The sequence below is a fragment of the uncultured Roseibium sp. genome, assembly GCF_947499295.1.
In the GTDB taxonomy this organism is placed as follows: domain Bacteria; phylum Pseudomonadota; class Alphaproteobacteria; order Rhizobiales; family Stappiaceae; genus Roseibium.
This window is the reverse complement of record NZ_CANMNP010000001.1, coordinates 442,530-466,808: the sequence shown is the minus strand read 5'-3', so window position 1 is coordinate 466,808 and position 24,279 is coordinate 442,530. Positions and strand designations below refer to the sequence as shown.

Below are 24,279 nucleotides of genomic sequence, written 5' to 3'. Positions count from 1 at the left end.
GACCGGCGCTACAGAACGGGCCCGGAAATTCCGGACCCGTATTTTTGAAAGACAGGAGCTTAGTTGATCCAGCCTTGCTCTTTGTAATATTTCGCAGCGCCCGGATGAAGCGGTGCGGACAGGCCGTCCTGAGCCATTTCTTCCGGCTTCAGGTTGGCGAATGCCGGATGCAGCTTCTTGAACGCATCGAAGTTTTCAAAGACTGACTTCACCAGCGTGTAGACTGTGTCTTCCGATACGTCTGCCGAGGTTACGAAGGTTGCGCCAACACCGAAGGTGCCGGTGTCTGCATCGTTGCCGCGATACATGCCGCCTGGAATGGTGGCTGTACGGTAGTAGCTGTTGTCTGCGACCAGTTTGTCGACAGTTTCACCACCCACGTTCACCAGAACGGAATCACATGCAGTCGTGGCTTCCTGGATAGAACCGGACGGGTGACCCACAGTGTAGATCATCGCGTCGATCTGGTTGTCGCAAAGCGCAGCGGACTGCTCAGCAGCCTTCAGCTCAGTAGCCTGCGTGAAATCGTCCGTGGTCCAGCCCATCGCTTCCATCAGAACTTCCATGGTGCCGCGCTGACCGGAACCCGGGTTGCCGATGTTGACGCGCTTGCCTTTCAGGTCTTCGAAGTTCTTGATGCCTGAATCCGCGCGTGCAACAACCGTGAACGGCTCCGGATGCACGGAGAACACGGCACGAAGGCCTTCAAACGGACCTTTTTCTTCAAACTTGGAAGTGCCGTTGTAAGCGTGATACTGCCAATCGGACTGTGCCACACCAAATTCCAGCTCGCCTTCACGAACAGTGTTGATGTTGTAAACAGAACCACCAGTGGATTCGACCGAACAACGGATCCCGTGATCTTTTCGGCCCTTGTTGACCAATCGGCAGATTGCGCCGCCGGTCGGGTAATAAACGCCAGTCACACCACCTGTGCCGATGGTGATGAATTCCTCTGCGGAGGCGGCGCCCGTGAATGCAATGCTGGTCGCCATCACAGCGCCTGCAAGGTTCATTTTCATCATCATTTGACTAGGCTTCCCTCTTAATTCAAGTTTTCTAAGCCTAAAATGGTCGTTGCCACCTTAGACGTTTTCAAATTCGTCGAGTAAGCGGTTGTGCTTCTCGACGTCTTGGATCCGGGCTTCTGCATCGGATCCGGCTCGCGCGACCAACATGCCTGTTATGGTTTCTATAAGCACGAGAGTGGCCGCGTAAGATGAGAAAAAGTGAGGACTTTCAGTGCGTTGTATGAAATGAAAGTCGGCGAATTGTAGTCCCGGAAACGCATGGCTGTCTGTCAGGACGATCACCTTTGCGCCGCTTGCCGCTGCGATCTCTGCCGCACGGACAGAACGATGTGCATAGGGATGTTTTGAGATGACAATCACAGTGTCCTTGGAAGACACTCCGGCAAGCGTACTTCCCAGCGTGGCGCCGTTCCGGCCGGCGACGATCCACCTGTCATCAAACCATTTGGCGAGATAGGCGAAGTAGTCGGTGAACCCTGCCGAGGCGAGAGCGCCGATCAGGATGATCCTGCGTGACCGTTCCAGCTGCTGAACCGTTGCGTCCAGCATGGACGGATCAATGTCATCAACGAGTGCCTTGATGTTGTCAATGCAGGCAGAAACCTGACGCGGCAGCAATGGCTGGTCCGCGTAGGATTGCAGTTTCCGGGCCTTGTCCTGAAAGGAACCGCCGCCGCGTCGGCTGATTTCCGAGCGGGCCTGTTCTCTGAGAGCCTCGTAGTCGGAAAAACCCAATGCCCGCGCAAGACGGGTGTAACTCGCTGGAGAGACGCCGCTTGCGGACGCAACCGATCGCAGGCTGCGGGTTGCGATTTCAACCTGATTTTCGGCAATATAATCCGCCGCAACACGAAGTGTGTCGCTCAACTCGGCGTAATTCGCCGAGATCGCTGTCCTTATCTGCGGCGGCGAAATAGTTTCCATTTCGTTACTGTTTCATTTGTTTTTTCGAAAGTCAAACCATGAAACAAATGTTTCCTTGCGGAAGCTATTGTTTCTTCTACGGCTGTCAGATCTGCGAGATTTCAAGCCATTCCTGTTCAGTGTTCGAACCACACCAAGGAAGTGCCAACTCGTCAGTTGTCCTTTATCGGCTCCACGGTTCTGCAGCTCATTGAACGCCGCTCTTGACGCCGGTTGCTTTCACCGTTGAAGCTTGGAGGCACCAGGGGGAACCGGTTGTGATTCCATTCGATGTTCTGACGGTCTTTTTTGCTGCTGCGATCGCGCTTGGCCTTGCGCCAGGGCCTGACAATATTTTTGTCCTCACCCAGTCTGCTCTCTATGGCAGGCTTGCTGGCCTGGTCGTCACACTTGGTCTTTGCACGGGACTGATTGTTCACAGCATTGCAGTTTCGGTGGGTGTGGCCGCAATATTCGAAACTTCGGTGCTGGCTTTCACATTGCTGAAATTTGTTGGCGCAGCCTACCTGATCTATCTGGCGTTCCAGGCTTTCCGGGCAGGAGGTGCGGACCTGAAAATGCAAAGCACGCCATCCTTGCCGCTGCCCGCACTTTTTCGTCGCGGCATCATCATGAACGTCACCAACCCAAAAGTTGCCATCTTCTTTTTGGCATTCCTGCCGCAGTTTGCCGATCCGGCCAGAGGATCGGTGCCGGTTCAGATCATGCTGTTCGGAGGGTTGTTCATCGTTGCGACGATCCTGGTCTTCGGTGCCGTGGCCCTTGGCGGCGGGCTGATCGGAACCTACTTGAGGCAGTCTCCAAGCGCTCAGACCTGGCTTAATCGCCTTGCGGGCATCGTCTTCGTCGGACTTGCCGTCAGGCTGGCGGTCACCGAGCGCTGACGGCAATATTCTTTTGAAGATGCCGCGTCACAAAGCCTGCATGGTGTAGACCGCGAAATAGCCCTCACGATCGGTATCGGAACTCAAGATCCGCCAGCCGGCCTCATCAGCAATCTCGGCAAACGCGCCTTCACTGTATTTGTGTGAGTTTTCAGTGTGGATTGTCTCGCCTTCCTGGAACGCGAAGGTTACCCCTCCGACGTCGACCGATTGTGTGCATTTGCTGACAAGATGCATTTCGATCCGGCTGTCTTCAGCGTTCCAGACAGCTTTGTGCTTGAAAGATGAGAGGTCAAACCGACCATTCAGATCGCGATTGATGCGCTGCAGAATATTTTGATTGAAAGCGGCTGTAACCCCCGCTGGGTCATCATAGGCTTCGATCAGGACGTGCTGTGCCTTTGGGCGGTCCACGCCGACAATCATGGTCGCGTTCGGCATTACTGTCCGAATATTCTTCAAAAGGCTGGCTGCGTCCGCTCTTTCGAAGTTGCCGATGGTTGACCCGGGAAAGAACACCAGAACCGGTAATTCCGGCAACAGCGGCAGCTGACCCAGAGGTTCGGTGAAATCCGCGGCCACAGGAATAACGGCGAGGGACGGAAACGCCCTTCGAACGCGTTCCGCGGCCTCTTTCAGGTGATTGGCCGAAATGTCGATTGGCATATAGACCGACAGATCCGGAAAGGCGCCAAGCAGCAAATTGGTCTTTCGGCTTGAACCACTACCCAGTTCGACCATGGCGCCGCGTGCGCCGGGCAGTCTCCGGTATTTGTCGACATTCTCTTCCAGAATGGTCAATTCCGTGCGCGTTGGATAATAGGCGTCCAGCTCTGTTATGGCTTCGAAGAGATGCGAGCCGACATCATCGTAAAGCCATTTGCTGGAAAGCTGCTTTTGATCTGCGCCAAGGCCCGACAAGACATCGGATCGGAACGCATCATTGTGAGAGACAGGGGGAACGTGTTTGCTCATAGGTCAGCCGCCAGTCTGAGGCCCAGCATTTGCCAACGCTGGTGTGGATAGAAGAAAGTGCGATAAGAGGCGCGCATTTGCTGCTTGGGCGTTGCACAGGAGCCGCCTCGAAGAACCATCTGGTTCACCATGAATTTGCCGTTGTATTCGCCGATTGCACCTTCCGGCGGCTTGAAGCCGGGGTAGGGCGAAAAAGCGCTTGAGGTCCATTGCCAGACATCGCCCCAAAGACCGTCTTTTTGCCCGGTCGGCAAAAGCACGCCGTTATCCAGAAAGTTGCCGTCAACTACCGTCGGCTCCGCGGCCGCTTCCCATTCTGCTTCGGTAGGAAGGCGTTGACCTGCCCAACGGGCAAACGCGTCGGCCTCGTAGTAGCTGACATGAACAACGGGTGCAGCCGGATCGACGGGGCGTGAACCCTGCAATGTGTAGGTCCACCATTCACCGTCCTGCCGCCACCAGTAAAGCGGCGTGTCCCAACCGTTCTGTTCCTTGACCGCCCAGCCTTCCATCAGCCAGAGCGTTTGTGTTTCATAGCCGCCGTCTTCCATGAAGGCGATCCACTCGCCGTTGGTTACGGGCCGATTGGCAAGCCTGTACGGATCGAGCCAGACTTTGTGCCGGGGCCCTTCACAGTCGTAGGCAAATCCGTCTCCATTGTGCCCGATTTGCAGAAGTCCGCCGTCAAAGTTGGTCCAACTCAAGTCCCGTGCAGCCCTCACTGAGAGCGGCTTCGGTTCGGAATAGGCCGGAAGCAACGGATTATAGGAAAAGGCGTGCAGAAGGTCGGTTACCAGAAGTTCCTGATGCTGCATTTCATGGTGACAACCAAGCGTGACAAGTTCTTCAAGCTTTAGTTCGTCAAGGTCGAACGCGTCGGTCATCAGACCGTGACGAACGGCATCTTCGACGTGATTGCGGTAGTTCATCACTTCTTCTGCCGAGGGGCGGGACAAAAGTCCGCGCTTGGAACGTGTGTGCCTGGGGCCGGCCTGTACATAATAGGAGTTGAAGAGCAGGGCGAAGCGATCGTCTATTGGCTGATAGCCAGGGAGCGATGGCTTCAGGATAAACTCTTCGAAAAACCAGGTCGTATGAGCCAGATGCCACTTGGGGGGACTCGCGTCCTCCATCGATTGAAGGCCCATGTCCTCAGCACTCAAAGGAGTGCTCAATTTCAAAGTTTGAGATCTGGTTTGATTGAAGAGATGCAGAATATCGTCAACCGGTGACGGCTGTATCTGCCCGTCCAAATTTGTCATATCAATTCCTCCACGCGGATCCCGGTCGACTTGCCCCCGACCGAGCCTGTGAATGCCACCAAGCGGTTTGAACGTAAGAGAGCTTTCTGGTTTTCCAATGTCGGGAATTGCACCGCACCGGTGCAAAAATGCGCCGACAATCGGGCTGAGTTCTCATTGTTTAGGAAAATCAACACTGATGAAGTTAGCTCCAGATTACGTGAAAAGGTGATTAATATTCCCCATCGCATTGTTTTATCAAAGGCAATTTGTACGACGGAGCCAATAGGCTGGTGCCTGCTGACAGGGAGAAAATAGGGAGACCATCCTGACAACCTGCTGTCAGGATTGCCGATGGGATCTCTTCACATTGGCGTGAGCATTGATGTTCGATTTCCCACTCGGCCCTGAACGCGGTTCGCCAACCAATGAGCCTGAGTGTCGAGTGGTAAAAACTGCGGATGAAAATTCGGACGATCAGGTTCGAGGCTTGACTTATTAGGATGCTTGTCCTAATTTTTAGGTCAATTGTCCTAATGACCCTTTAGGACACTGAAGTCACCAAATGGGAAAGCAAAGCAATGGCAGCAATCGATACGCGCCAGCAGATTGTCGAGGCAGCTGATGATCTGTTCTACAGCGCAGGATTTGTGCAGACATCCTTTGCCGACATTGCCAAGGCTGTGAACATCTCGCGAGGCAACTTCTACTATCATTTCAAGACCAAAGACGAGATCCTCGATGCGGTGATCGACAAGCGATTGGCTGACCGCGAGACGTTGTTGGCCAAATGGGACGAAACAGCTGACGACCCCGTCCAGCGCATCATTTGTTTCATCCGAATTGTCATCGTGAACCAATCAAAGATCATGGCATATGGCTGCCCGGTCGGCACGATGACGGCTGAACTTGCGAAGCTGAACCATCCTTCAAGGACCAGGGCCAACCAGATCATGGCTCTCTTTCGCAATTGGCTTCAGCGTCAGTTCGGAGCGCTGGGTTTTGGCAAGGACGCTGAGCTGCATGCGCTTCACGTTCTGGGTTGGAGCCAGGGTGTGGCGAGCCTTGCACAAGCGTTTGGTGACGAAGTGTATGTGCGCCGTGAGGTCGAACAGATCACCGACTGGCTGCATGAGATCGCTGTCACAGGTCGCCGAATTCCTTCATCCACCTGAACGAAACAATCATTATTGCGAGGTTAACGACCGATGTTTGTTGTCACATTGAGATTTTCAAAGAATAGGGAGCGGGCAGGTGAGTTTATCGCGGACCATAAAGCCTGGATCCAGAAAGGTTTCGATCAGGGCATGTTTCTGATGGTGGGTAGCCTGCAGCCAAATCAGGGCGGTGGCATCCTTGCACACCGGGTTTCGCGTGAAGAACTGGAGAGATTTGTCTCAAGTGACCCCTTTGTTGCGGAAGAGGTGGTAAGTGCCGACATCCTTGAAATCACACCGGCAAGACTGGATGAGCGGCTGAACTTTTTGGCGGCTTAAATCCGCACAGGCCTGTTTCCGGACACGGCGGGCAATAGATTTGCAGTTGGGAGAGACGTGACCAGCATATTGCACAGGTTGCAATTGCGCACCGTTTAGTGTCACAGCTTCGTTCTTGAAGATGACCAGATACGAAGCGGCGCGAAGACATTTGCTGCAGGCGGGAGACCAGAATGCCGGACTTTAGAGGATCCATTCCTGCTCTTGTGACCCCTTTCAAGAACGGCAAGGTGGACTACGAGACTTTGGAAGGCCTTGTTGAGTGGCATGTCGAAGAAGGCAGCCATGGAATTGTCGCTGTGGGCACAACCGGCGAAAGTCCGACAGTCTCAAAGCTGGAACACAAGGAAATCTTGAAACGCGTCGTAGAATTCGCGGCCGGCAGGCTCCCGGTGATCGCGGGAACGGGCTCGAACGCGACCGCTCAGTCCCTGGACATGCTGCAACACGCAGAAAGCGTTGGCGCCGACGCAGCGCTCATTGTTACTCCCTATTACAACAAGCCGAACCAGGCGGGCCTTTTAAGCCACTACCAGGTTCTGCATGACAACAGCAATCTGCCGATCATTCTCTACAACATTCCCGGGCGTTGCGTGATCGATATCTTGCCGGAAACAATGGCTCAGATGGCCAGCTGGCCGCGGATTATCGGCGTCAAGGATGCGACCGGCAGCATGGAGCGGGTCAGTCAGCAACGCGCCAAGTGCGGAACTGATTTCATCCAGCTCAGTGCGGAAGACGCAGCGGTTCTCGGCTTCAATGCACATGGCGGGAGCGGGTGCATTTCGGTGACGGCCAATGTTGCTCCGCGCCTGTGTGCCGAATTTCAGGAAGCCTCGCTGGCAGAAGACCTGGGCCGTGCACGTGCGCTTCAAGATCGGCTATTGCCTCTCCATAGCGCTGTGTTCCTTGAGCCGCCGGCAGCATGCGTCAAATATGCCTTGTCCAGGCTCGGCCGCTGCAGCGATGAGGTGCGATTGCCGTTGACACCAGTCACTGACGAGACGAAGCAAGCACTCAATCAGGCAATGGGAGCGGCAGGGCTATTGTAACCGGCAGAAAAAACGCCCCGGTGGGGGCGTTTTACGATGTCTGCTTTGCTGTTGCTATTGAACGCGCGGGAATAGGGTCTCTATCTCGCCAAGTTCGCCGCCACCTTGAAGCTTGTCCAGTTCAGGCTTCCAGGGCTGTGGAGCTTCAGGTGCGTTGAGCATGTTCAACGCGCGACCGGCGGATGCGGGAATGACTTGTAGCAGGGCTTCCATAACGATGCGCAAGCTGTCCAGCGTCACATAAATCACGGTCTGGCAACGTTCCCTGGTGTCATCATTCTTGATGAGTTCCCAGGGAGCCTGCTCAGCGAAATAGTTGTTCATTTCGTCCGCGACAGTGATTATCGACTGCACTCTTGCAGGAATGTCGGCGAGATCGACCCATTCACCCAAACCAGCTGTGGCGTCCACGACTGCTTTACGAATGGCTTCGTCCTGAGCCGACAGTGGGCCAGGCACAGGCAACGTGCCGTCAAACCGCGCCTTGGAAAACTTGGCGGCGCGCGACAGAAGATTGCCGATCTTGTTACCCAGTTCGCTGTTGTAGGTCTGTGTGATCAGTTCGACTGAAATCTGGCTGTCGCTATCTGCGCGCATATGACGGGCCAGATACCAGCGCAGTGCATCAATGCCGAGTTTCTCGATCACTTCGATCGGGTCGACAACGTTTCCGATGGATTTTGACATTTTCACGCCTCCAGCCCCAACCCAGTGGCTGTGCACGGAGAGTTTCTTTGGCAACGGTAGGCCAGCGGCCATCAGCATGATCGGCCAGTAGACCCCGTGTGGTTTCAAAATGTCCTTGCCTATCAAATGCTCGCATTCTGCCCACCAGGTTTCATACTTGGCGTCGGGCCAGTCGATGTTGGTCAGATAGTTGGCAAGCGCGTCGAACCAGACATAGGTAACGAACTCGGTGTCGAACGGCAGGTCGACGCCAAGGGTTACGCGGGATTTTGGACGCGAAATGCAAAGATCCTCGAGCGGATCTGACAGCATCTGTTTCAGCTCGTTTCGGAAGGCTTCCGGCTGTACGAAGTCCGGGTTGTCGGCGATGTGCTTCAGCAACCGCTCGCGAAACGGCTCCATCTTCAAAAAGTAGTTTGTTTCTTCCGTATGCTCGACCTTCATGGTCGGGTGCAGAGGGCACTGGCCTTCTTCGGTGAGATCGGATTCCTTCTTGAACTCCTCGCAGCCCTTGCAGTAGGTGCCGGTGTAATTCTTCTTGATAATCAGGTCCTTGTCGAAGATCGACTGCTCCATGCCGCCGACAGCCACCTTGTGCCCTTCGCGGCTTGTCCGGACAAAATAGTCGTACCGGACGTCAAGCTTGTCGAAAACGTCGCGGAATTCCTTGCAGCGCATATCGAGAAACTCTTCGACCGGCATGCCGAGATCGCTCGCTGCTTCCTGATTTTTTTGGCCATGCTCGTCAACGCCGGTGGACAGCATCAGCTCATACCCCAGCGCCTGACGGTTCCGCTTTAGGATATCAGCCATCACGGACGTGAAAGCATGACCGATATGCGGGGACCCATTGACGTAGTAGATCGGAGTGGTGATGTAGCTTTTCATCCAAACGCTTTCGAAATCTTGGCCTGTAGTGGCAGTCTGTCGACAGTGTTATCGGGCGCAAGCGACCGTCTGTGCCGAATATATGAAGTCGAAGCTATATTTCACACTCATGTGCCCATTGAAAGCCCTGGCTGGTGAAAAGCATGGCAGGCCATTTGATCGGGCAGATGCACCAAAGGACGTTGCTTGAACAATTACTTGTCTATCGGCAAGCCGCTCGGAACGCTTTTCGGAATACCGAACGGGGGATTGGCAACCGAGGCTGTTCCTGTCAGGGCTTTCAGGAAGCTGACCAGATCGGAAATCTCGTCGTCGCTCAAAGCAATGGGGGCAATGTCTCTAAACCTAGCATGCCGTGCCATTTCCCGTTTGTCATTCCAGACGACAAAATCAATTGCCTCCAGCCAGGGTGCATTCGGGAGTGAGGCAGTTTCAGGCCGCCAAGAGGCCAGACTGCCAGCCGGATCCAGGTGATGGCGAACAATGCCTTCAAGTGTTGGATAAGCCCCATTGTGACCATAGGGGCCAGTCAGTTCCACATTGCGCAGCATCGGGGTGCGGAACCTGTAGGCATCTTCCAGCCGGTCACTTTCTCCCATTCGGCCAACATCGCGCACCATGGGATCGAAGCGGCGGGTTCTGCCCGGCCCGAATGGCGGCAGGCCAATAGCATGGAATTTCTGATCGCTGAGCAGACTTCCAGAGTGACAGCTGGAGCACTGCGCCTTTCCATAGAAAAGCTCAAGGCCACGTTCCTGAGCGGGTGAGAGGGCCGCCTTGTCGCCAGCCAGATAATTGTCGAAGGGACTGTCGAAGCTTTCCCACTCCACAGCCTGGAAAGCCGCAAGCGCGTTGGCAACTTCGGCAATTGTGACCTCATCCGGCGTATCTATGTGATCAAACGCTTCGACAAACAGGCGACCATACTCGGGTATGACGCGTATGCGTTTGGCAAGGATTGGCCAGGATGCGTCGATGCGATCGTGTACTGCGCCGGCAACTTCGTTTTCTCTCGGATTTCCCGCCATCTCGAACTGGGCGACAAGCGGAAAGATCGCCTGAGCGGCCAGCAGTGTTTCAAGGCCCTCTGGAAGCCATTCCTCGGCAGGAGAATTGAAGCCGTTTTCGTATGTTTCGGCGATTGACAAACGCCCGTCGTGAAAGAGCGTGTGAAGGCCTTTTGCCCCGAGATTCCAAAGGCCTGGCGCGTTTCGTGGAATCCGCTTCTTAATTAGGTCACCGCCTTTGCCGGCCGTGCGCTCTGTACCAAGACCGGATCCGCCTTCGCCGATGCCAAGCGACAGCCGGTCACCTGTTCCAAGCGTTGGATGATGGCACGTGGCGCAGGCAATATTCCTGTTACCTGACAGGATCTTGTCGTAAAACAGGAGCTGGCCGAGCGCCGCCTGCTTTTGGTCGAAGGCGATGAAATCGTCTGAAGTGAGTGACGCTGGCAATTCCGTGGCATACGCCGGGGCTGACATGAGAAGAACAACGGGGAACGACAAGAGCCGATGACGAAAACCCTGAAAGCCGCCTTGTTGGGGCTTGTGCTGATGAATACACCTGCGCTCGCCGAAATCGAGGAAGCGCGCGACCTCATGGAGGCCAATCGCTACGAAGAGGCGATGAAGGAACTCTGGCCGGCTGCGCGGTCCGGCAACGCGGATGCCGAAGAGCTTATCGGCATCATGTATGCCATGGGGCTTGGCGTCGCACGGGACGATCAGAGGGCGTTTGAATGGTATCTCCGAAGCGCAATGAAGGGGCACCCGGGAGCTCAGTCCGGCGTCGGCTGGTATTATGAAATCGGTCGCGGAATGCCAGCACCCGACCTGGTACGCGCCTATATGTGGTACACCTTGTCCGCGATCGGCGGCGATCCTGATGCGGCGATCTCGCTTGAGGAAGTGGTCAAGAAAATGACGACGGATGAAATTGAGAAAGCGCATATCCTGGTCGATGACTACAAGGTTTGGATGTATCCGTTCCGATGACGTGAAACCGGCCAAACGCTTTGGCCAGCTTATTTTCCCAGGCAATACCTGAAACTATCAATTCAAGCGTCTGGAAAGCTTCGTAAATGCGGGAGCCCGGCAATGAAATCGCCGGGCTCCCTTTGCGATCCGAAGGATCAGTTCAGGTCTGCGTCGCGCGCACCGTTGATGTCGGTTTCAGCTGCAGCAACCGCTTCTTCCAGCGCACCGAAGATTTCGCCGCCACGGTTCACGTTATCCTTGAACCAGTCGTAGACCGGAGAAGCCGCTTCTTTGAAGGCCGCTTTCTGTTCCGGGGTCGGTACGTAGAGATCGCCGCCACCGGCAACGAAGTCTTCATAAGCCTGGATGGACTTACGCTTCGGAGAGGCGAAGGTCGCCTGCTGCAGGGCATAGAACCCGTCAAGAACAACGCGGCGCATGTCTTCCGGCATGGAGAGGAACTTCTCGTTACTCATCCACCAGAGAGCACCCATGTAGGCATGGCCGTCCAAAGTGACATACTGCAGACCGGCATCCGGGAACTTCATGCCCATGATGTCGGTGATACCGTTCTTGGAGCCTTCAACAACACCGGTCTGGAAGGATGTGAACAGCTCCGGCCACGGAATCGGGGTCGGGGAAGCACCAAGGGCTTTGACCAGTTCCTGCGGAAGGTCGGCGACGACGGTCCGGATTTTCAGGCCTTCCATATCGGCCGGATTTGCAACACGCCGCTTGGTGTTGGCAAAGTTACGCCAGCCGCCGGTGTTGCCGACAGTCATGAGGCGAATGGCGTTCTGGCTGTCTTCCAGTGCCATGGCGCGCATTGTGCGGACAAAGTCGCCGGACAGAACATGCTCGGCAATCCGGTCGTCGGCCATCATGTAAGGCAGATCGAGAACCTGCACATACGGGAAGATGCCCGAAGCGCCGCCGGACGTCGAAATGTAGATGTCGATCGCACCGCCAGCGACACCCTGGAGGCACTCGGCACCGTTGGAGCAAAGCTGCGTGCCGATGAAGAGTTCAACTTCAATGGCGCCGTTCGAGGCGGACTCCACGAAGTTCTTGAACACGATCAGGCCGTCATAGTCCTCGTCGTTTTCATTGGAGTTTGCAGTTGCACGCAAAGTGTAATCCGCGGCAACGGCACTCAAGGCCGATCCGGCGAGCATCGCCGCAACGGTGAGCGTTTTCAGTGCAGATTTGAGCATTAGTTACCTCCCTTTAAAAGCTCATAATCAGTTGGCAAATCCGGTCAGACGCGGAATCGTCATGGAAAGTGCCGGGATATAAGTGATCAAGAAGATCACTGCGATCTCTACCGCCAGGAACGGCAGAATTGCTTTGGCGATGGTCTCAACCCGTTCTCGTGAGACCGATGCCGCGACAAAGAGGACAAGGCCCATTGGCGGAGTGGCCAGACCGATGGTCAGGTTTACGCTCATGATAATGGCGAAATGGATCGGATCGACACCCATGGACGTGAAGATGGGTCCGAGGATCGGGCCGAGAATGATGATGGCCGGACCTGCATCCAAAAACATGCCGACGACGAATAGCAGCATGTTGATCAGGAAAAGCAGGATCAACGGGTTCTCAGAGAGGCTGAGAACGAACGCTGCCATCGTTTCCGGGGCATGGCTCAAACTGACGACCGTCTTGAAAGCCATTGCAGCGCCAACCAGCAAAAGCACAACGGCAGACGTAATGCCGGCCCTGTTCAAAACACCCGGGATTTCTTTCATCTTCAGGGAATGAAGAACGAAAAAACCGATCAGAAGTGCATAGGCGACGGCGACAGCCGCTGCTTCGGTTGGCGTGAAGACACCGAGCAAAATACCGCCCAGAATGATGATCGGCGTTTGCAGAGGTGCGACAGCCTTTTTGCACACCACCCGGAAATCACTTGAAACCACCCCGCGCAGGCTGACGAGCAGGAAATGCGCCAGCACCATCATCACGACAAAGAGCAGGAGTGTGACGGTGTAGGAGAAGGGTTCAAATCCGAGCGTGGACGCAATGCCGGTCGCTGTCACGGTTGCAAGACCTGCGACGTTGATCCGGAGAACGGCGAACGAGAACCATTTTTCGACTGGCGCCATGGACTGGCCTGGATTGACGATCCGCTGCGCTTTCGGAAGATCGTATTTATCCGCCATGAAACGCACCATGAGCATCAGGCCGATGCCGACCATGACGCCTGGAACAATACCGGCCAGAAACAGCGCGGCGACGCTTTCACCCATGACATACGCATAGATGATCATGATGCCGGATGGCGGAATGATCGGACCTATAACTGACGAAGCAGCCGTCACCGCAGCTGCGAACTTTCGCGTATAGCCCTGTTTCTCCATCGCCGGAATCAGCATTGACCCGAGCGCTGACGTGTCAGCGACCGCAGAACCGGAAAGCCCGGCGAACAGCATCGAAGACAGGATGTTCACATGGGCAAGACCACCCCGCAGGTGTCCCATCAGCGCCTGCGAAAACTCCACAAGGCGCATGGTGATACCGCCTTTGTTCATCAGCTCGCCTGCGAGCATGAAGAACGGAATCGCCATCAGAGGAAAACTGTCCATACCGTTGTAAACGTTACGGTAGAGAAGGGTGATATCCCGCTCTTGGCCGTTCATCCAAAGCAGGATGCCAGGCGCTGCCAGGAGACCGAAGAAGACCGGCAATCCGATCATCAGGAAAACAAGGAAGACAGGTAGGAACCAGATAAGCATCAGTCTGCCCCCGCCATGTCTGCTTCGGGCATGACCGGCATCCGGTCATCGCCGCCAAAGAGAGAGATAAGATTTCTCAGGATCAGTTCGATATTGACCAGCGTCAGCATGATCACGCCCACGAACATGGACAGCATCATCCAGCTGCGAGGAACCCTGATCCACTCTGTCAGTGTGAAATTGCCCGGAACGTAAAGAGAGGCGGTCGCGAATTTTCCGCCAAATCCGGTCACTTCGAAATATCCGATTTGGACGGAAACGACCAGAACGGCCAGTGAAATGAGCAGCAGGAACAGTGTCAGCACCTTACCCATCATAACAGGAAGGGCCTGCCCCAGCATGTCAATGGCAACAAAGCCACCCCGGCGAAAGGCCGTCGGAGCCATAAGGCCTGCCATCCAGAGCATGCAGAAACGAGCGGCCTCATCAGGCCATGGAAGAGCGTTGTTGAAAACGTAGCGGAATACGACCTGGATCAGGATCGCAACAACCATCAGGGCGACAGCAACGACGCCAATAGCTCGGCCAAGACGCAACAAATACGAATTGACGAAAGCAAACGGTGCTAACACCGCAAGCAAAATGCCCATGAGGGCCCCTCCCAAGTTTTTACTCCCGGCGGGGCTCAGTATCGCCCCGCAGTCCGCCCTTACCGTGGAGCGATTTGCCCGAGCTTGCCCGAGAAAAATGTCAAAGCGTCACCGGTGCGCATTTCCGCCTGCAACACCTGACCCAGAACAATCAGGTGATCGCCTCCCTCATAGGCAGCAAAACGCTTGCACTCGAAACGCGCAAGGCAATTCTCGATCAGCGGTATGCCTTTTTCGTCTATTCTGTGTGGCAGCTGATCGAATGCGTGCGCATTGCGCACAAAGCCATTGCAAACTTCCGCCTGATGGTGGCTGAGGACATGAATGGCGTAATGTTCGGCCTCTTCGAAATACTGAAAACGCCGCGATCCCTTGTCCGGCATCCAGAGCACAAGCGGCGGCTCCAGAGAAACGGACGAAAAGCTGTTGGCGGTGATGCCGACAGGACCATCCGCCGAATGCGTGGTCACGACGGTAACCCCGGTGGCGAAACGCCCGAAAGCGTCGCGCAACAGCCGTGTATTGTCTGAATCCGGCTCGAAGGTTACGGGATGATTGGCATTTTGCATGGTCATCAAGGCACCTCGTTGCCAAGAGCGGCTTCATAAAGCCGATACCAGGTTTCACGATCTATCGAGACTTTCAGGGCATCGGAGATTTTTGCTATGCGGTCGGTGTTGTTTGTGCCCATCACCGGCAGCAGTCCGGCCGGATGCGCCAAAAGGAATGCGACTGCCACCGCGGAGCGGTCAACGCCATGTGCGCCTGCAATCTCGTCCATCACTGCTCCAAGCTGGCCAGCTTCGGAAATCAGTGCACCACCACCTAGGGGAGACCAGGCCATGAGCTTTGTACCAAGTCGCTGATGGAATGCCAGGTCGCCGTTTGTGAAGGGTGATATTTCCTTCAGACTGATCTCGACCTGGTTGGTCACCAGCTTGTTTGACATAGCCGATTGCAGCAGCTCCCAGTCCCAGGGCCGGAAGTTGGAGACGCCTGCATTCTTTACTTTGCCGCTTTTGATCAGATCGTCTAGCGTCGCTCCGGTCTCATGGTGATCCATCAGCGGGTCCGGGCGGTGGATCAAAAGAAGATCAATCGTCTCGATACCCATCTCGGAGAGCGAAATGTCGACGGACTTCTCGATATGAGCGCGGCTGGTGTCGTAGTATTTCACCTTGGCATCGGCGTATCGGCCTGCCGGTGCAACGATGTCGCATTTGGTGACGATTTCCATACGCTGGCGCAGCGATGGGTTTGCCTTCAATGCGCCGCCGAGCACCGCTTCTGCAGCATAGCCGCCGTAGATGTCTGCCTGATCGAACGTCGTAATACCTTGGTCAAGGCAAACCTGGATTTTCCGCTCGACATGAGCAGGAGAAGTATCTGTGTCGTCACCCAACCGCCACATGCCGTAGACCAGTTGGGAAAATTCCAGGGTATCTGTAAGTTTGACGCGGTTCATCAGCGGCGGACTCCGTTGCCGAGTGGTGTTGCCGGTGTTTCTGCAGGTACGCGGCCATAGGCATGGGGCAGCGAGCATGTTTTCAAATTCGGCAATACACGGGCGCCGAAATGTTTTGCTTCTTCAAGGTGCGGGTAACCTGAGAAGATGAAAGCTCGAATGCCCATCTTCTGATAGCCCTCAATCTTCGACATGACCTGATCGGTGGAACCGACCAGTGCTGCGCCGCAGCCCGAGCGGGCACGTCCAACGCCGGTCCAAAGGTTTGGTTCGATGTATCCAAACTCGTCGGCGACCTCGCGGTTCTTTGCCTGGTGGCTGACACCCAGAGACTTGGCGTCGAGCGCACGTTCACGGATTGCCGTCCCCTGTGCATCGTCGAGTTTCGAGACGATGTAGTCGGCGTATTCCTGCGCTTCCTTTTCCGTATCCCGCACGATCATGTGAACCCGCAGGCCATAATCGAGAGTGCGGTTGTACTTCTCAGCAACGGAATTGACCGCTTTCATTCGGCTTTCCAGCTCCCCCATTGTTTCGGGCCACATGAGGTAGACGTCGCAATGCTGGCCGCAAAGCTCCAGTGCTGCCGGCGAGTAGCCGCCGAAATAGAGCAGGGGACCGCCTGTCTGGTAAGGCCGGACCGGATCCGTCGTCAGGTTCTTGAAGTTGTAGATTTCGCCTTCGTAGTTGATTTCGTCCTGTGTCCAGGCCTGTTTCAGGATTTCAACCACTTCACGTGAGCGCTGGTAACGATAACCGCTGTCAGCCTGTTCGCCCGGAAAATCGGACGAAATGATATTCACTGTCAGGCGGCCCTCGAGCATGTGATCGAGCGTCGCGATTGTCCGCGCCAGCATGATCGGCTGCATTTCGCCACAGCGCACGGCTGCCAAGAGATTGATTTTTTCGGTAATCGGTGCGCAGCCAGCAACGAAGCTCAGCGTGTCCTGACCCACCTGATAAGAGGACGGGCACAGAATGTTTCGAAAGCCCTGAGCCTCTGCCGTCTTCACAATTGACGAGCAATGCTTCCACGAAGAGCGCAGGTCGCCCTCCGGTACGCCCATAAACTGATAGTCGTCGGAGCAAAGTGCGGCAAACCAGGAAACTTCCGCTGCATCAAGGTCCGGCGAAGTGACTGGGACTACGGTCATAAAGTGCCTCCCTGGGACTGACCATTTCAACCCTCTGATACTGCCTTTGACTGGCTGTCGGGGTGTTTTCGTTTGTTTTCGAATGGCTTCATTTTGCCTTCGATTTCTTCTTGCATATCACCCGTTTTGATGTAAATCAATAGTGTATCAATTTTGAAGATCAGGCAACAAAAACATCATGCCAACCGCCTCGCAAACGTCTGGAGCGCTGCCGCTTTATGTGCAGATCAGCGAGCTTTTGATAAGAGATATTGCGGCTGGACGGCTGATCGATGGAGAGCGGCTGCCGCCTGAACGTGACATGGCGGAAGAGCTTGGGATATCCATCGGCACCTTGCGAAAAGCGCTAGCGGACCTTACGGATAAAGGCTTACTTGAGCGAATTCAGGGCTCGGGGAATTACGTACGTCAAGGAGGCACACAGGAAAGCGTCTATGCGATGTTCCGCCTGGAGCTTTTGTCCGGAGGTGGTCTGCCGAGGGCCGACATACTCACCGTGGATCGCCTGCCTAAGCCGGACAAGCTGCCAGCCTTCGGAACAGGCCGGGAAGGCACTCGCATTCGCAGGCTCCGCTACCTGAATGAGGTCATGATCGCTGTGGAGGAAATCTGGCTCGACGGAGACTGTGGCATGGTGCGGCAGGATCTGCTTTCAGATTCTCTGTATCGCTTCTACCAGAAGCATCTTGGGTTTTGGATTGTTCGCGCCGAAGACAGGGTCGCAATCGGAAAGGTCCCGGATTGGGCTCCGGACGTATTCTCAAAAACACCTGGAACACTCACCGGATATATAGAGCGTTTCAGCTGGTCCGACAAAGCCAGGCCGGTCGAGTATTCACGGACCTGGTTTGATACGGACAAGGCGCATTACGTACAACGGTTGAAATAGGCGGACGGCAAGAAGCCGCCGGAACTAGGAGAAGGAAATGCCTGCAAAGGTAAGATACGGGGTTGTTGGCTGCGGAATGATGGGCCAGGAGCATTTGCGCAATATCGCCCTGCTTGCCGACACCGAAGTGACCGTGGTGTTTGAGCCGGATGCTGACATGGCCCGTGAGGCAGCAGCGTTTGCACCTGGCGCAAAGTTTGTCGGGTCCGTTGCGGAACTCCTCGAGGTAGACGAGCTTGATTGCATCCTGATTGCGAGCCCCAACCATTGCCATGTGCCGCAGATGGAGGAGATCCGGAAAAAGCGGCCACTGCCTTTGTTGGTCGAAAAACCGCTTTTCACCGACCCGAAAGACCTGGCGGAGTTGGAAACATTCAAGTCGGCTTATCCGGCTCCGGTTTGGGTCGCCATGGAATACCGCTACATGCCACCGATTGCAGCCCTGATAGAACAGGCTGAGGAGGCGACCGGCGGGATCAAGATGCTCACCATTCGGGAACACCGGTTTCCGTTTCTCGACAAGGTTGGCGCTTGGAACAGGTTCAACAAATATTCCGGCGGCACCTTCGTTGAAAAGTGTTGTCACTTTTTCGATCTGATGCGCCTGATCATCAAAAGCGAACCTGTGCGCGTGATGGCCTCCGCCGGTCAGGACGCCAATCACAAGGATGAGACTTATGACGGCGAACAGCCAGACATTTTGGACAACGGCTATGTGATTGTCGATTTCGAAAACGGCTCACGTGCAATGCTTGAACTTTGCATGTTTGCAGAAGGCTCACGTTATCAGGAAGAAGTGGTCGCAATCGGATCTGAAGGCAAGATCGAAGCTTTCGTACCAGGCCCAGGGCGTTTCTGGCCGTCGGATCTCGGCGATCCTCCGGTACCCCAATTGGTCGTGTCCCCGCGGAAACCCAAGGGACCGCGCCAGATTGACATTCCCGTGGACCCGACAATTCTGGATGCTGGAGACCACAACGGCTCGACTTTCTATCAGCATGAAGGCTTCGTTGCCGTGGTACGGGGCGAAAAGCAAGTTCCTGAAGTAACTTTGGAAGACGGTCGCCGCGCGGTGGAAATGGGCCTTGCTGCCCAACAGTCAGCACGCACGGGCCAGGCTGTAATTCTTATGAGCAACAAGCTTTCCTCGGTCGCCTGTTGAATTAAAAGGTGTTTCCTCCGGGGCAACTGCCGGCGTGACACTGTCGCGCCGGCATTTTTATCGATCACCAGCGCGTTGCGGGCAGGTGATCGATGACCGCATTTGTACTGAAGCCGTCCCGTCCCCTGCGCATGTTGAGCGTTCGGATCGGCACCTTGTATTCCCTTCCTGTATCCGTTTGCCGGCATTGCTGCTTGCGATAGGCGATGTTTTCCGGAACATCCTTGGTGTTTTGTACCAACACGCAGAAAAGGTCATATCGGCCGTTGATTGCGATTTCGCGGCGCGCGCCTTGAGCGACAATGATCTGACGATGGCGGGTGAAGGCATTGTCGAACAGAAGAAAATTGCAGTACTTGGCCGAGCCCTTCGGAGTGCGCGTGCTCTGACAAAAGAAGATTTCCGCCTGTGCAGTTGAAGAGGTGAACGGCCAGAATGCGGAGAATCCAAGAACCGTCAGCAGGAGAACCACCGATCTCTTCAGGTTCTGCATGTTGATACACTCCATTCGTTCAGTGAGGTCATGTGTTTGAAACGCATTAATTTTAGCTTTCAGACTATGTTCCGCTTCATTGTGCTGTTGTGACGAGCTGGACATTTGGCTCAAGCGATGTGCAGGATAACTATTGGACCGGGTTGCAAAATCTATATTGGCAACTTTGACAATGTGATGGTGTTTGCCGGCTCCCTTATTTTTCACATTTAGGAGGGCCCTATGCGCAAGTCCTTATCCGTTCTTTTGTCTTCTGCATTGGTTTTTCAGGCAGTTTTTATAAATGGTGTTTTTGCAGCTCCGGCCGTGACCACGGCAAACGTGAACTTCCGTCAGGGCCCTGGAACCAATTTCGGATCGTTGGGAACGTTACCAAATGGCGCGGAGGTTGATCTTCAAAACTGCGACGACACGGGTGCATGGTGTTCGGTAAGTTACAACGGGCAGAACGGCTTTGTCAGCGGGCAATATCTTCAGCTGAGCCAATCTGAAGACACAACAGGGTGGCCAAGATCGTTTCAAACGGACGCCGGCGCAACGTTGGTCCTTTATCAGCCCCAGTTTACCGAGTGGGACAATTTCAAAACCTTAAAAGCACTTGTTGCTGCCGAATACATAAAGGACAAGGATGCAACACCCGTTTTTGGTGTCATCGGCGTAAATGGGGAGACTGTCGCGGACCCTGAAAAGGGTGTCGTCGATGTCAGCAACATTCAGGTTACCCAGCTGGATTTCTCGGCGCTTGATCGCAGCTCGCTCGGTGACCTCTCGCTGCAAATTGGCAAGATCATGCCAACCGGGATGATCACGGTAAAAGAAGATCGCATTACTGCGGGTCTCGCCGAGTATCAGCGCATGGATGATGTTCAGGGGCTGAACTCGGAAGCTCCACCGATTTTCATATCCAAGGAACCGGCCATTCTGGTTCAAACCGAAGGCGAACCCATTTTTGCGCCGGTTAAGGGCGATCAGGGCCTCAGCTTCGTCGTCAACACCAATTGGGATATTTTGAAGATCGATGAGACGAAAGAGCTTTACCTGCGTGATGAAAAATCCTGGTTGAAGACCAAGGACGTTTCAGCCGGATGGGAAGCCGCTTCAGAACTTCCGGAACTGATCAAAGCCCTTCCGGATGACGACAACTGGAAGGAGACGCGTGAAGCCATTCCCGGTGAAGCGTTTGCGGACAACAAGCCGCCAAAGGTAGTCTATTCCGACAAGCCTGCGGAAATGATCGTGTTTGACGGTGAACCGAAACTGGCGCCTGTCGAGGGGACAGATCTTGAATGGGCTTCCAACACCGACAGCGATGTTTTTTTCCTGAAATCCACATCCACCTGGTACATCCTGGTTTCAGGCCGCTGGTTCAAGTCCGCGTCCCTTGATGGGCCTTGGACATTTACAACTCAGGACATGCCTTCCGATTTTCAGAACATTCCGGAAAATGCGCCTTACTACTCAGTACGCTCTTCAATCCCAGGTACTTCGGAAGCCTCCCAGGCACGGCTGAAGGCCAGCATTCCGACAACTGCGCGTGTCGAAGTGGGCTCGGTGAGTGCAGATGTCGCCTATGCGGGAGACCCTGAGTTTGAGCCGATCCAAGGCACATCCATGTCTTATGCGGTCAACACCAACGAACAGGTGATCCAGGTCGGCGCCAAGTATTATGTGCTGCAGAACGGGGTCTGGTTTGTCAGCGACAATCCCGATGGTCCGTTTGTTGTTGCAACGGCCGTTCCGGATGAAATCTACACAATTCCACCTTCCTCGCCGGTCTATAACGTGACTTATGTCCGGGTCTATGAAAGTGAACCCAATGCGGTGTGGTACGGCTACACAATGGGATACCTGACAGGCTTTCTTGCCTGGGGCGTCTTCGTTTATGGAACAGGTTACTACTACCGTCCCTGGTGGCGCCCGGGTGTGCGCCCGATCTACTTCCGGCGACCGGTTACTTATGGAATCGGTGCCTTTTACAATCCGGTACGAGGGACTTTCGGGCGCTATGGTTATGCCTATGGACCGCGCCGCGGCATTGCCGGAGGCGGGATCTACAATCCGCGCACTGGAGGTTATATCAGGGGCGGTGCGATCAGTGGACCACGCGGCAGTGCTGGTTTCATAAGCGCCTACAATCCACGCACCGGCAACCGGATCGTCGCCGGAGGTGCCAGGGGAATTTACGGTTCCTGGGGTGGAGCAGTCGTCTCGGGACCGCAATGGTCCCGGACGCGAGACCTGCAGGCAAACGCAGCCCAGCGTTGGAAGCAGGATGGCAATCTTGGTCGTGTCGCCAGTTTCGACAGGCGTAGCGATGTCTTTGCCGGGCGCGACGGATCGGTCTATCGGCGCGATGGAGAGAATTGGAAGAAATTCGAAGGTGGCCGCTGGGGTGACGTTGCCGCACCTTCACGCGACAACCTTCAGAACAGACTTGGAGACATCGGTGCTGGGGCTGCCATTGGTGCAGGTGCGGGCGCAGCGATAGCGAACCGACCTGCTGGCGACAGAATTCAGAACCGGCCCAATGCGGGCAATCGTCCCAACGTCCAAAGACCTGCCAACCTTCCCGCAGGACAAAGACCGAATGTCCAACGGCCCGCCCAGCAGCCCAATGTCCAAAGGCCGGCCCAAAGACCCAATGTCCAGCGTCCAGCGCAACGGCCTCAGCAGAGACCTGCTACGCGCCCGGCGCAGCGCCCTCAGCAGGCACCGGCGCACCTGAACCGGGACCGCCGGGCGAGAGATGCGGGCAATCGTCAGGTCAATCGGCAACGCAATGTGCAACGGTCGAGACCACAGCAAGCGCGTCCGCAACAGGCGCGCCCACAGCGCGGCGGCGGCGGCCATCGCCGTGGCGGAGGCGGTCGTCGTCGCTAACGGCAATCCTGATTGAAGTGAAACAACCGATGTTCCCCGGGGACATCGGCTGTTTGCGTTCGTAACGGCATTACAAAGACTTAATTTGTTTGCATAACTTGGCATGCCTACCTCATGCGCACAGGCAGTTTACTGGGTGCAAGAGAGGAGCAGAGACATGATGGAGCCTGCCAGAGCAACGCACGGCATGATCGACTACGACCTGAATTCCGTCGATCAGATCAAAAACATCGAAGATCACGAAACGCTGATACGAGAATATGCAGGCAGGACACATTCCTTAAACGAAGTGCCTGCCATTGCCGATTTTGGCTGTGGGCCTGGAATGGGGTCTCTCAGAACTGTGCGTCCCGTCATTGATGTTTGGCGTAAATCGGTGCCTAAGCGGCGCGTTTCAGCCTGTTTTGCGGATCTACCCGGAAATGACTGGTCGGCCCTGAGAAGCCGATTGTTCGGGCAGGAAGGTATTTATTCCAAACCAAATCCACCACAGGTTCAGCTCGTCGCGCGTGATTTCTACAAGGAGATTTTTCCGAAAAGCTCGCTCTCACTATCGACAGCGTTTTACGCGACCCACTGGCTCAGCCGGCCCGTAACGGCTTTGTCGCCGGGCACGTTGTGGTTTGATGAGTTGCCTGCGCCGGCATATGCAGTTCTGAGACAGAAAGCCCTGAACGATTTTGCCCTTTTCGTGAAAAACCGAATGCATGAGCTCGCAACCGGTGGACGTCTGATCGTGTCTACGATGGGGTCTACCGTAGCCAAGAACACCAGGAATGGGGTTGCACCTTCACGAAGTATCCTGATGCCCTTCGCAACCGAGACGGCTTACGCCATGGTCAAGGATGGTCTTCTGGAGCGGTCTCTGGTCGATAACTTCGTCGTCGCAGTTTGGTTCTTGACGGCAGATGATGCTCGATTGGCAATTCATCAGACAATTTCGCAGGGAACAGCTTGCGAGGTCGAGTGTCTGGACATCAAGTCCAGCGATGATCAGGAAGCTGACCCTTTGGGTGGTCTTTTGATGACACCGCACCTTTATGCTCGAAAAAAGACCAAGGCAGCTCGCGCCGTGCTTCACAGCGCGCTGAAGACGCACTTGTTCGGGCCGTCTTGCGACACGCCTCTTCAAGCGGCTCAATTGGCGGAGAACTTCTACGAACGCATGGAAAGAGCCATATGGGCCGACGCATGCAGAGGACCAAATCGGCGCCACCTTGAGAAAAAAACCATCCTGACCGTCGTCTTGAAGAAAACCGAACACTCCTGACGGTTAGCGAACGACTAAATCGGAAGATCGCGGGCGTCCGCGATCGCTTCCATGGTCATGTAGGATGTCACTGTGTCCAGATCGACCTTTTCGATGAGGCGCTGGTAGATGCGATCAAAGGCGTTCATGTCTTCCGCAACGACTTTCAGCATGTAATCGTAGTCCCCGGCGATGCGATAGAAATCGATCACATTCGGGATCGACGCAACTTCATCGCGGAAGGTTTTAAGCCAATCCTTGGAATGGTGCCGTGTTCGGACCATTACGAACACTGTAAGATTGAGACCGAGCCGGGCAGGGTTCAGGCGCAGGGTATGCCCTTCGATAAGTCCACTCTCGTGCAAGGCCTTCAATCGGCGCCAGCAGGCGTTTTGGGAAAGACCAACCTCGTCAGCAAGTTCCCTTTGCGAAAGACGCGCTTCACGCTGCAGTGCCCTGACAAGCGCACGATCAATTTGATCTAATTTTTTCTCCATATCGGGTC

Annotated in this window: 23 protein-coding genes; 9 read left to right on the top strand and 14 right to left on the bottom strand. The window is 55.1% G+C overall.

Annotated features, from left to right (window positions below; all coding sequences use genetic code 11):
- Positions 1–59: 59 nt before the first annotated feature.
- Positions 60–1,022 carry a TAXI family TRAP transporter solute-binding subunit gene (locus Q0835_RS02175; protein WP_152504356.1) on the bottom strand — a complete coding sequence of 321 codons (963 nt, stop codon included), beginning with the start codon at positions 1,020–1,022 and terminating at the stop codon, positions 60–62.
- A 63-nt stretch (positions 1,023–1,085) separates the two neighbouring features.
- The gene (locus Q0835_RS02170; RefSeq protein ID WP_298958137.1) at positions 1,086–1,955 is read right to left on the bottom strand and encodes a MurR/RpiR family transcriptional regulator; all 870 of its coding nucleotides are present in this window, start codon (positions 1,953–1,955) and stop codon (positions 1,086–1,088) included.
- A 257-nt stretch (positions 1,956–2,212) separates the two neighbouring features.
- Between Q0835_RS02170 and Q0835_RS02165 the strand changes: the two genes are divergently transcribed.
- Positions 2,213–2,839, top strand: coding sequence for a LysE family translocator (locus Q0835_RS02165; protein ID WP_298958134.1), 627 nt, complete (start codon positions 2,213–2,215; stop codon positions 2,837–2,839).
- Positions 2,840–2,866: 27 nt separating this feature from the next.
- Here the strand turns inward: Q0835_RS02165 and egtD are convergent, their stop codons facing one another.
- Positions 2,867–3,814 carry an L-histidine N(alpha)-methyltransferase gene (egtD, locus tag Q0835_RS02160; protein WP_298816270.1) on the bottom strand — a complete coding sequence of 316 codons (948 nt, stop codon included), beginning with the start codon at positions 3,812–3,814 and terminating at the stop codon, positions 2,867–2,869.
- Positions 3,811–5,076 carry an ergothioneine biosynthesis protein EgtB gene (gene egtB / locus Q0835_RS02155; protein ID WP_298958131.1) on the bottom strand — a complete coding sequence of 422 codons (1,266 nt, stop codon included), beginning with the start codon at positions 5,074–5,076 and terminating at the stop codon, positions 3,811–3,813. Before egtB ends, egtD begins: the two co-directional genes overlap by 4 nt.
- Positions 5,077–5,636: 560 nt before the next feature.
- On the opposite strand from egtB, the gene Q0835_RS02150 reads away from it, so the two are divergent.
- The 3 genes from Q0835_RS02150 (at position 5,637) to dapA (ending at position 7,603) form a co-directional block, all read left to right on the top strand.
- Complete coding sequence (locus tag Q0835_RS02150; protein ID WP_298958128.1) at positions 5,637–6,230, top strand: TetR/AcrR family transcriptional regulator; 594 nt, start codon at positions 5,637–5,639, stop codon at positions 6,228–6,230.
- 33 nt (positions 6,231–6,263) lie between these two features.
- Positions 6,264–6,551: a hypothetical protein gene (locus Q0835_RS02145; protein ID WP_298816276.1), complete on the top strand. Its 288-nt coding sequence runs from the start codon at positions 6,264–6,266 to the stop codon at positions 6,549–6,551.
- A 173-nt stretch (positions 6,552–6,724) separates the two neighbouring features.
- Entirely contained in the window at positions 6,725–7,603 is an 879-nt protein-coding gene (gene dapA, locus Q0835_RS02140) for a 4-hydroxy-tetrahydrodipicolinate synthase (protein ID WP_298958125.1), read from the top strand.
- Between the two features lie 54 nt (positions 7,604–7,657).
- Here the strand turns inward: dapA and metG are convergent, their stop codons facing one another.
- On the bottom strand, positions 7,658–9,178 hold the full coding sequence (gene metG / locus Q0835_RS02135; protein WP_298958123.1) for a methionine--tRNA ligase: 1,521 nt from the start codon (positions 9,176–9,178) through the stop codon (positions 7,658–7,660).
- A 194-nt stretch (positions 9,179–9,372) separates the two neighbouring features.
- Positions 9,373–10,662: a cytochrome c peroxidase gene (locus Q0835_RS02130; protein WP_298958121.1), complete on the bottom strand. Its 1,290-nt coding sequence runs from the start codon at positions 10,660–10,662 to the stop codon at positions 9,373–9,375.
- Between the two features lie 30 nt (positions 10,663–10,692).
- On the opposite strand from Q0835_RS02130, the gene Q0835_RS02125 reads away from it, so the two are divergent.
- A complete protein-coding gene (locus Q0835_RS02125) occupies positions 10,693–11,175 on the top strand; it encodes a tetratricopeptide repeat protein (protein WP_298958119.1) in 483 nt (160 codons plus the stop codon).
- A 137-nt stretch (positions 11,176–11,312) separates the two neighbouring features.
- On the opposite strand, the gene dctP is transcribed toward Q0835_RS02125, so the two are convergent.
- The 6 genes from dctP to Q0835_RS02095 are packed head-to-tail and all read right to left on the bottom strand — an operon-like array spanning position 11,313 to position 17,101.
- Complete coding sequence (gene dctP / locus Q0835_RS02120) at positions 11,313–12,371, bottom strand: TRAP transporter substrate-binding protein DctP (RefSeq protein WP_298816287.1); 1,059 nt, start codon at positions 12,369–12,371, stop codon at positions 11,313–11,315.
- 27 nt (positions 12,372–12,398) lie between these two features.
- A complete protein-coding gene (locus Q0835_RS02115; RefSeq protein ID WP_298816289.1) occupies positions 12,399–13,892 on the bottom strand; it encodes a TRAP transporter large permease in 1,494 nt (497 codons plus the stop codon).
- Entirely contained in the window at positions 13,892–14,482 is a 591-nt protein-coding gene (locus Q0835_RS02110; RefSeq protein WP_298816291.1) for a TRAP transporter small permease, read from the bottom strand. The genes Q0835_RS02115 and Q0835_RS02110 overlap by 1 nt, the downstream gene beginning before the upstream one ends.
- Before the next feature lie 59 nt (positions 14,483–14,541).
- Positions 14,542–15,057: a flavin reductase family protein gene (locus Q0835_RS02105; protein WP_298816293.1), complete on the bottom strand. Its 516-nt coding sequence runs from the start codon at positions 15,055–15,057 to the stop codon at positions 14,542–14,544.
- Positions 15,057–15,947: an aldo/keto reductase gene (locus Q0835_RS02100; RefSeq protein WP_298958117.1), complete on the bottom strand. Its 891-nt coding sequence runs from the start codon at positions 15,945–15,947 to the stop codon at positions 15,057–15,059. The genes Q0835_RS02105 and Q0835_RS02100 overlap by 1 nt, the downstream gene beginning before the upstream one ends.
- On the bottom strand, positions 15,947–17,101 hold the full coding sequence (locus Q0835_RS02095) for an LLM class flavin-dependent oxidoreductase (protein WP_298958115.1): 1,155 nt from the start codon (positions 17,099–17,101) through the stop codon (positions 15,947–15,949). Before Q0835_RS02095 ends, Q0835_RS02100 begins: the two co-directional genes overlap by 1 nt.
- Before the next feature lie 178 nt (positions 17,102–17,279).
- Between Q0835_RS02095 and Q0835_RS02090 the strand changes: the two genes are divergently transcribed.
- Complete coding sequence (locus Q0835_RS02090; protein ID WP_298958113.1) at positions 17,280–17,990, top strand: GntR family transcriptional regulator; 711 nt, start codon at positions 17,280–17,282, stop codon at positions 17,988–17,990.
- A 37-nt stretch (positions 17,991–18,027) separates the two neighbouring features.
- Entirely contained in the window at positions 18,028–19,152 is a 1,125-nt protein-coding gene (locus Q0835_RS02085) for a Gfo/Idh/MocA family oxidoreductase (RefSeq protein ID WP_298816300.1), read from the top strand.
- A 64-nt stretch (positions 19,153–19,216) separates the two neighbouring features.
- Here Q0835_RS02085 and Q0835_RS02080 read toward each other — a convergent pair whose 3' ends face one another.
- Positions 19,217–19,645, bottom strand: coding sequence for a hypothetical protein (locus Q0835_RS02080; RefSeq protein ID WP_298816303.1), 429 nt, complete (start codon positions 19,643–19,645; stop codon positions 19,217–19,219).
- A gap of 222 nt (positions 19,646–19,867) precedes the next feature.
- Here Q0835_RS02080 and Q0835_RS02075 point away from each other — a divergent pair, with 222 nt between their 5' ends.
- Positions 19,868–22,525, top strand: a complete 2,658-nt coding sequence (locus Q0835_RS02075) for an SH3 domain-containing protein (protein ID WP_298958111.1) — start codon at positions 19,868–19,870, stop codon at positions 22,523–22,525.
- A gap of 157 nt (positions 22,526–22,682) precedes the next feature.
- On the top strand, positions 22,683–23,795 hold the full coding sequence (locus Q0835_RS02070) for a hypothetical protein (protein WP_298958109.1): 1,113 nt from the start codon (positions 22,683–22,685) through the stop codon (positions 23,793–23,795).
- Positions 23,796–23,809: 14 nt separating this feature from the next.
- Here Q0835_RS02070 and Q0835_RS02065 read toward each other — a convergent pair whose 3' ends face one another.
- Positions 23,810–24,271 carry an Lrp/AsnC family transcriptional regulator gene (locus tag Q0835_RS02065; RefSeq protein WP_298958106.1) on the bottom strand — a complete coding sequence of 154 codons (462 nt, stop codon included), beginning with the start codon at positions 24,269–24,271 and terminating at the stop codon, positions 23,810–23,812.
- Positions 24,272–24,279: the final 8 nt, after the last annotated feature.

Bases quoted from the DNA above. Each gene is read 5' to 3' on its own strand.
- Q0835_RS02075 (WP_298958111.1), top strand. From the start codon at position 19,868: ATGCGCAAGTCCTTATCCGTTCTTTTGTCTTCTGCATTGGTTTTTCAG.
- Q0835_RS02150 (WP_298958128.1), top strand. From the start codon at position 5,637: ATGGCAGCAATCGATACGCGCCAGCAGATTGTCGAGGCAGCTGATGAT.
- Q0835_RS02090 (WP_298958113.1), top strand. From the start codon at position 17,280: ATGCCAACCGCCTCGCAAACGTCTGGAGCGCTGCCGCTTTATGTGCAG.
- Q0835_RS02125 (WP_298958119.1), top strand. From the start codon at position 10,693: ATGACGAAAACCCTGAAAGCCGCCTTGTTGGGGCTTGTGCTGATGAAT.
- Q0835_RS02145 (WP_298816276.1), top strand. From the start codon at position 6,264: ATGTTTGTTGTCACATTGAGATTTTCAAAGAATAGGGAGCGGGCAGGT.
- Q0835_RS02115 (WP_298816289.1), bottom strand. From the start codon at position 13,892: ATGCTTATCTGGTTCCTACCTGTCTTCCTTGTTTTCCTGATGATCGGA.
- Q0835_RS02105 (WP_298816293.1), bottom strand. From the start codon at position 15,057: ATGACCATGCAAAATGCCAATCATCCCGTAACCTTCGAGCCGGATTCA.
- dapA (WP_298958125.1), top strand. From the start codon at position 6,725: ATGCCGGACTTTAGAGGATCCATTCCTGCTCTTGTGACCCCTTTCAAG.
- Q0835_RS02085 (WP_298816300.1), top strand. From the start codon at position 18,028: ATGCCTGCAAAGGTAAGATACGGGGTTGTTGGCTGCGGAATGATGGGC.
- Q0835_RS02095 (WP_298958115.1), bottom strand. From the start codon at position 17,101: ATGACCGTAGTCCCAGTCACTTCGCCGGACCTTGATGCAGCGGAAGTT.
- Q0835_RS02170 (WP_298958137.1), bottom strand. From the start codon at position 1,955: ATGGAAACTATTTCGCCGCCGCAGATAAGGACAGCGATCTCGGCGAAT.
- Q0835_RS02065 (WP_298958106.1), bottom strand. From the start codon at position 24,271: ATGGAGAAAAAATTAGATCAAATTGATCGTGCGCTTGTCAGGGCACTG.
- Q0835_RS02110 (WP_298816291.1), bottom strand. From the start codon at position 14,482: ATGGGCATTTTGCTTGCGGTGTTAGCACCGTTTGCTTTCGTCAATTCG.
- Q0835_RS02070 (WP_298958109.1), top strand. From the start codon at position 22,683: ATGATGGAGCCTGCCAGAGCAACGCACGGCATGATCGACTACGACCTG.
- Q0835_RS02130 (WP_298958121.1), bottom strand. From the start codon at position 10,662: ATGTCAGCCCCGGCGTATGCCACGGAATTGCCAGCGTCACTCACTTCA.
- egtD (WP_298816270.1), bottom strand. From the start codon at position 3,814: ATGAGCAAACACGTTCCCCCTGTCTCTCACAATGATGCGTTCCGATCC.
- egtB (WP_298958131.1), bottom strand. From the start codon at position 5,076: ATGACAAATTTGGACGGGCAGATACAGCCGTCACCGGTTGACGATATT.
- Q0835_RS02175 (WP_152504356.1), bottom strand. From the start codon at position 1,022: ATGAAAATGAACCTTGCAGGCGCTGTGATGGCGACCAGCATTGCATTC.
- metG (WP_298958123.1), bottom strand. From the start codon at position 9,178: ATGAAAAGCTACATCACCACTCCGATCTACTACGTCAATGGGTCCCCG.
- Q0835_RS02100 (WP_298958117.1), bottom strand. From the start codon at position 15,947: ATGAACCGCGTCAAACTTACAGATACCCTGGAATTTTCCCAACTGGTC.
- dctP (WP_298816287.1), bottom strand. From the start codon at position 12,371: ATGCTCAAATCTGCACTGAAAACGCTCACCGTTGCGGCGATGCTCGCC.
- Q0835_RS02080 (WP_298816303.1), bottom strand. From the start codon at position 19,645: ATGCAGAACCTGAAGAGATCGGTGGTTCTCCTGCTGACGGTTCTTGGA.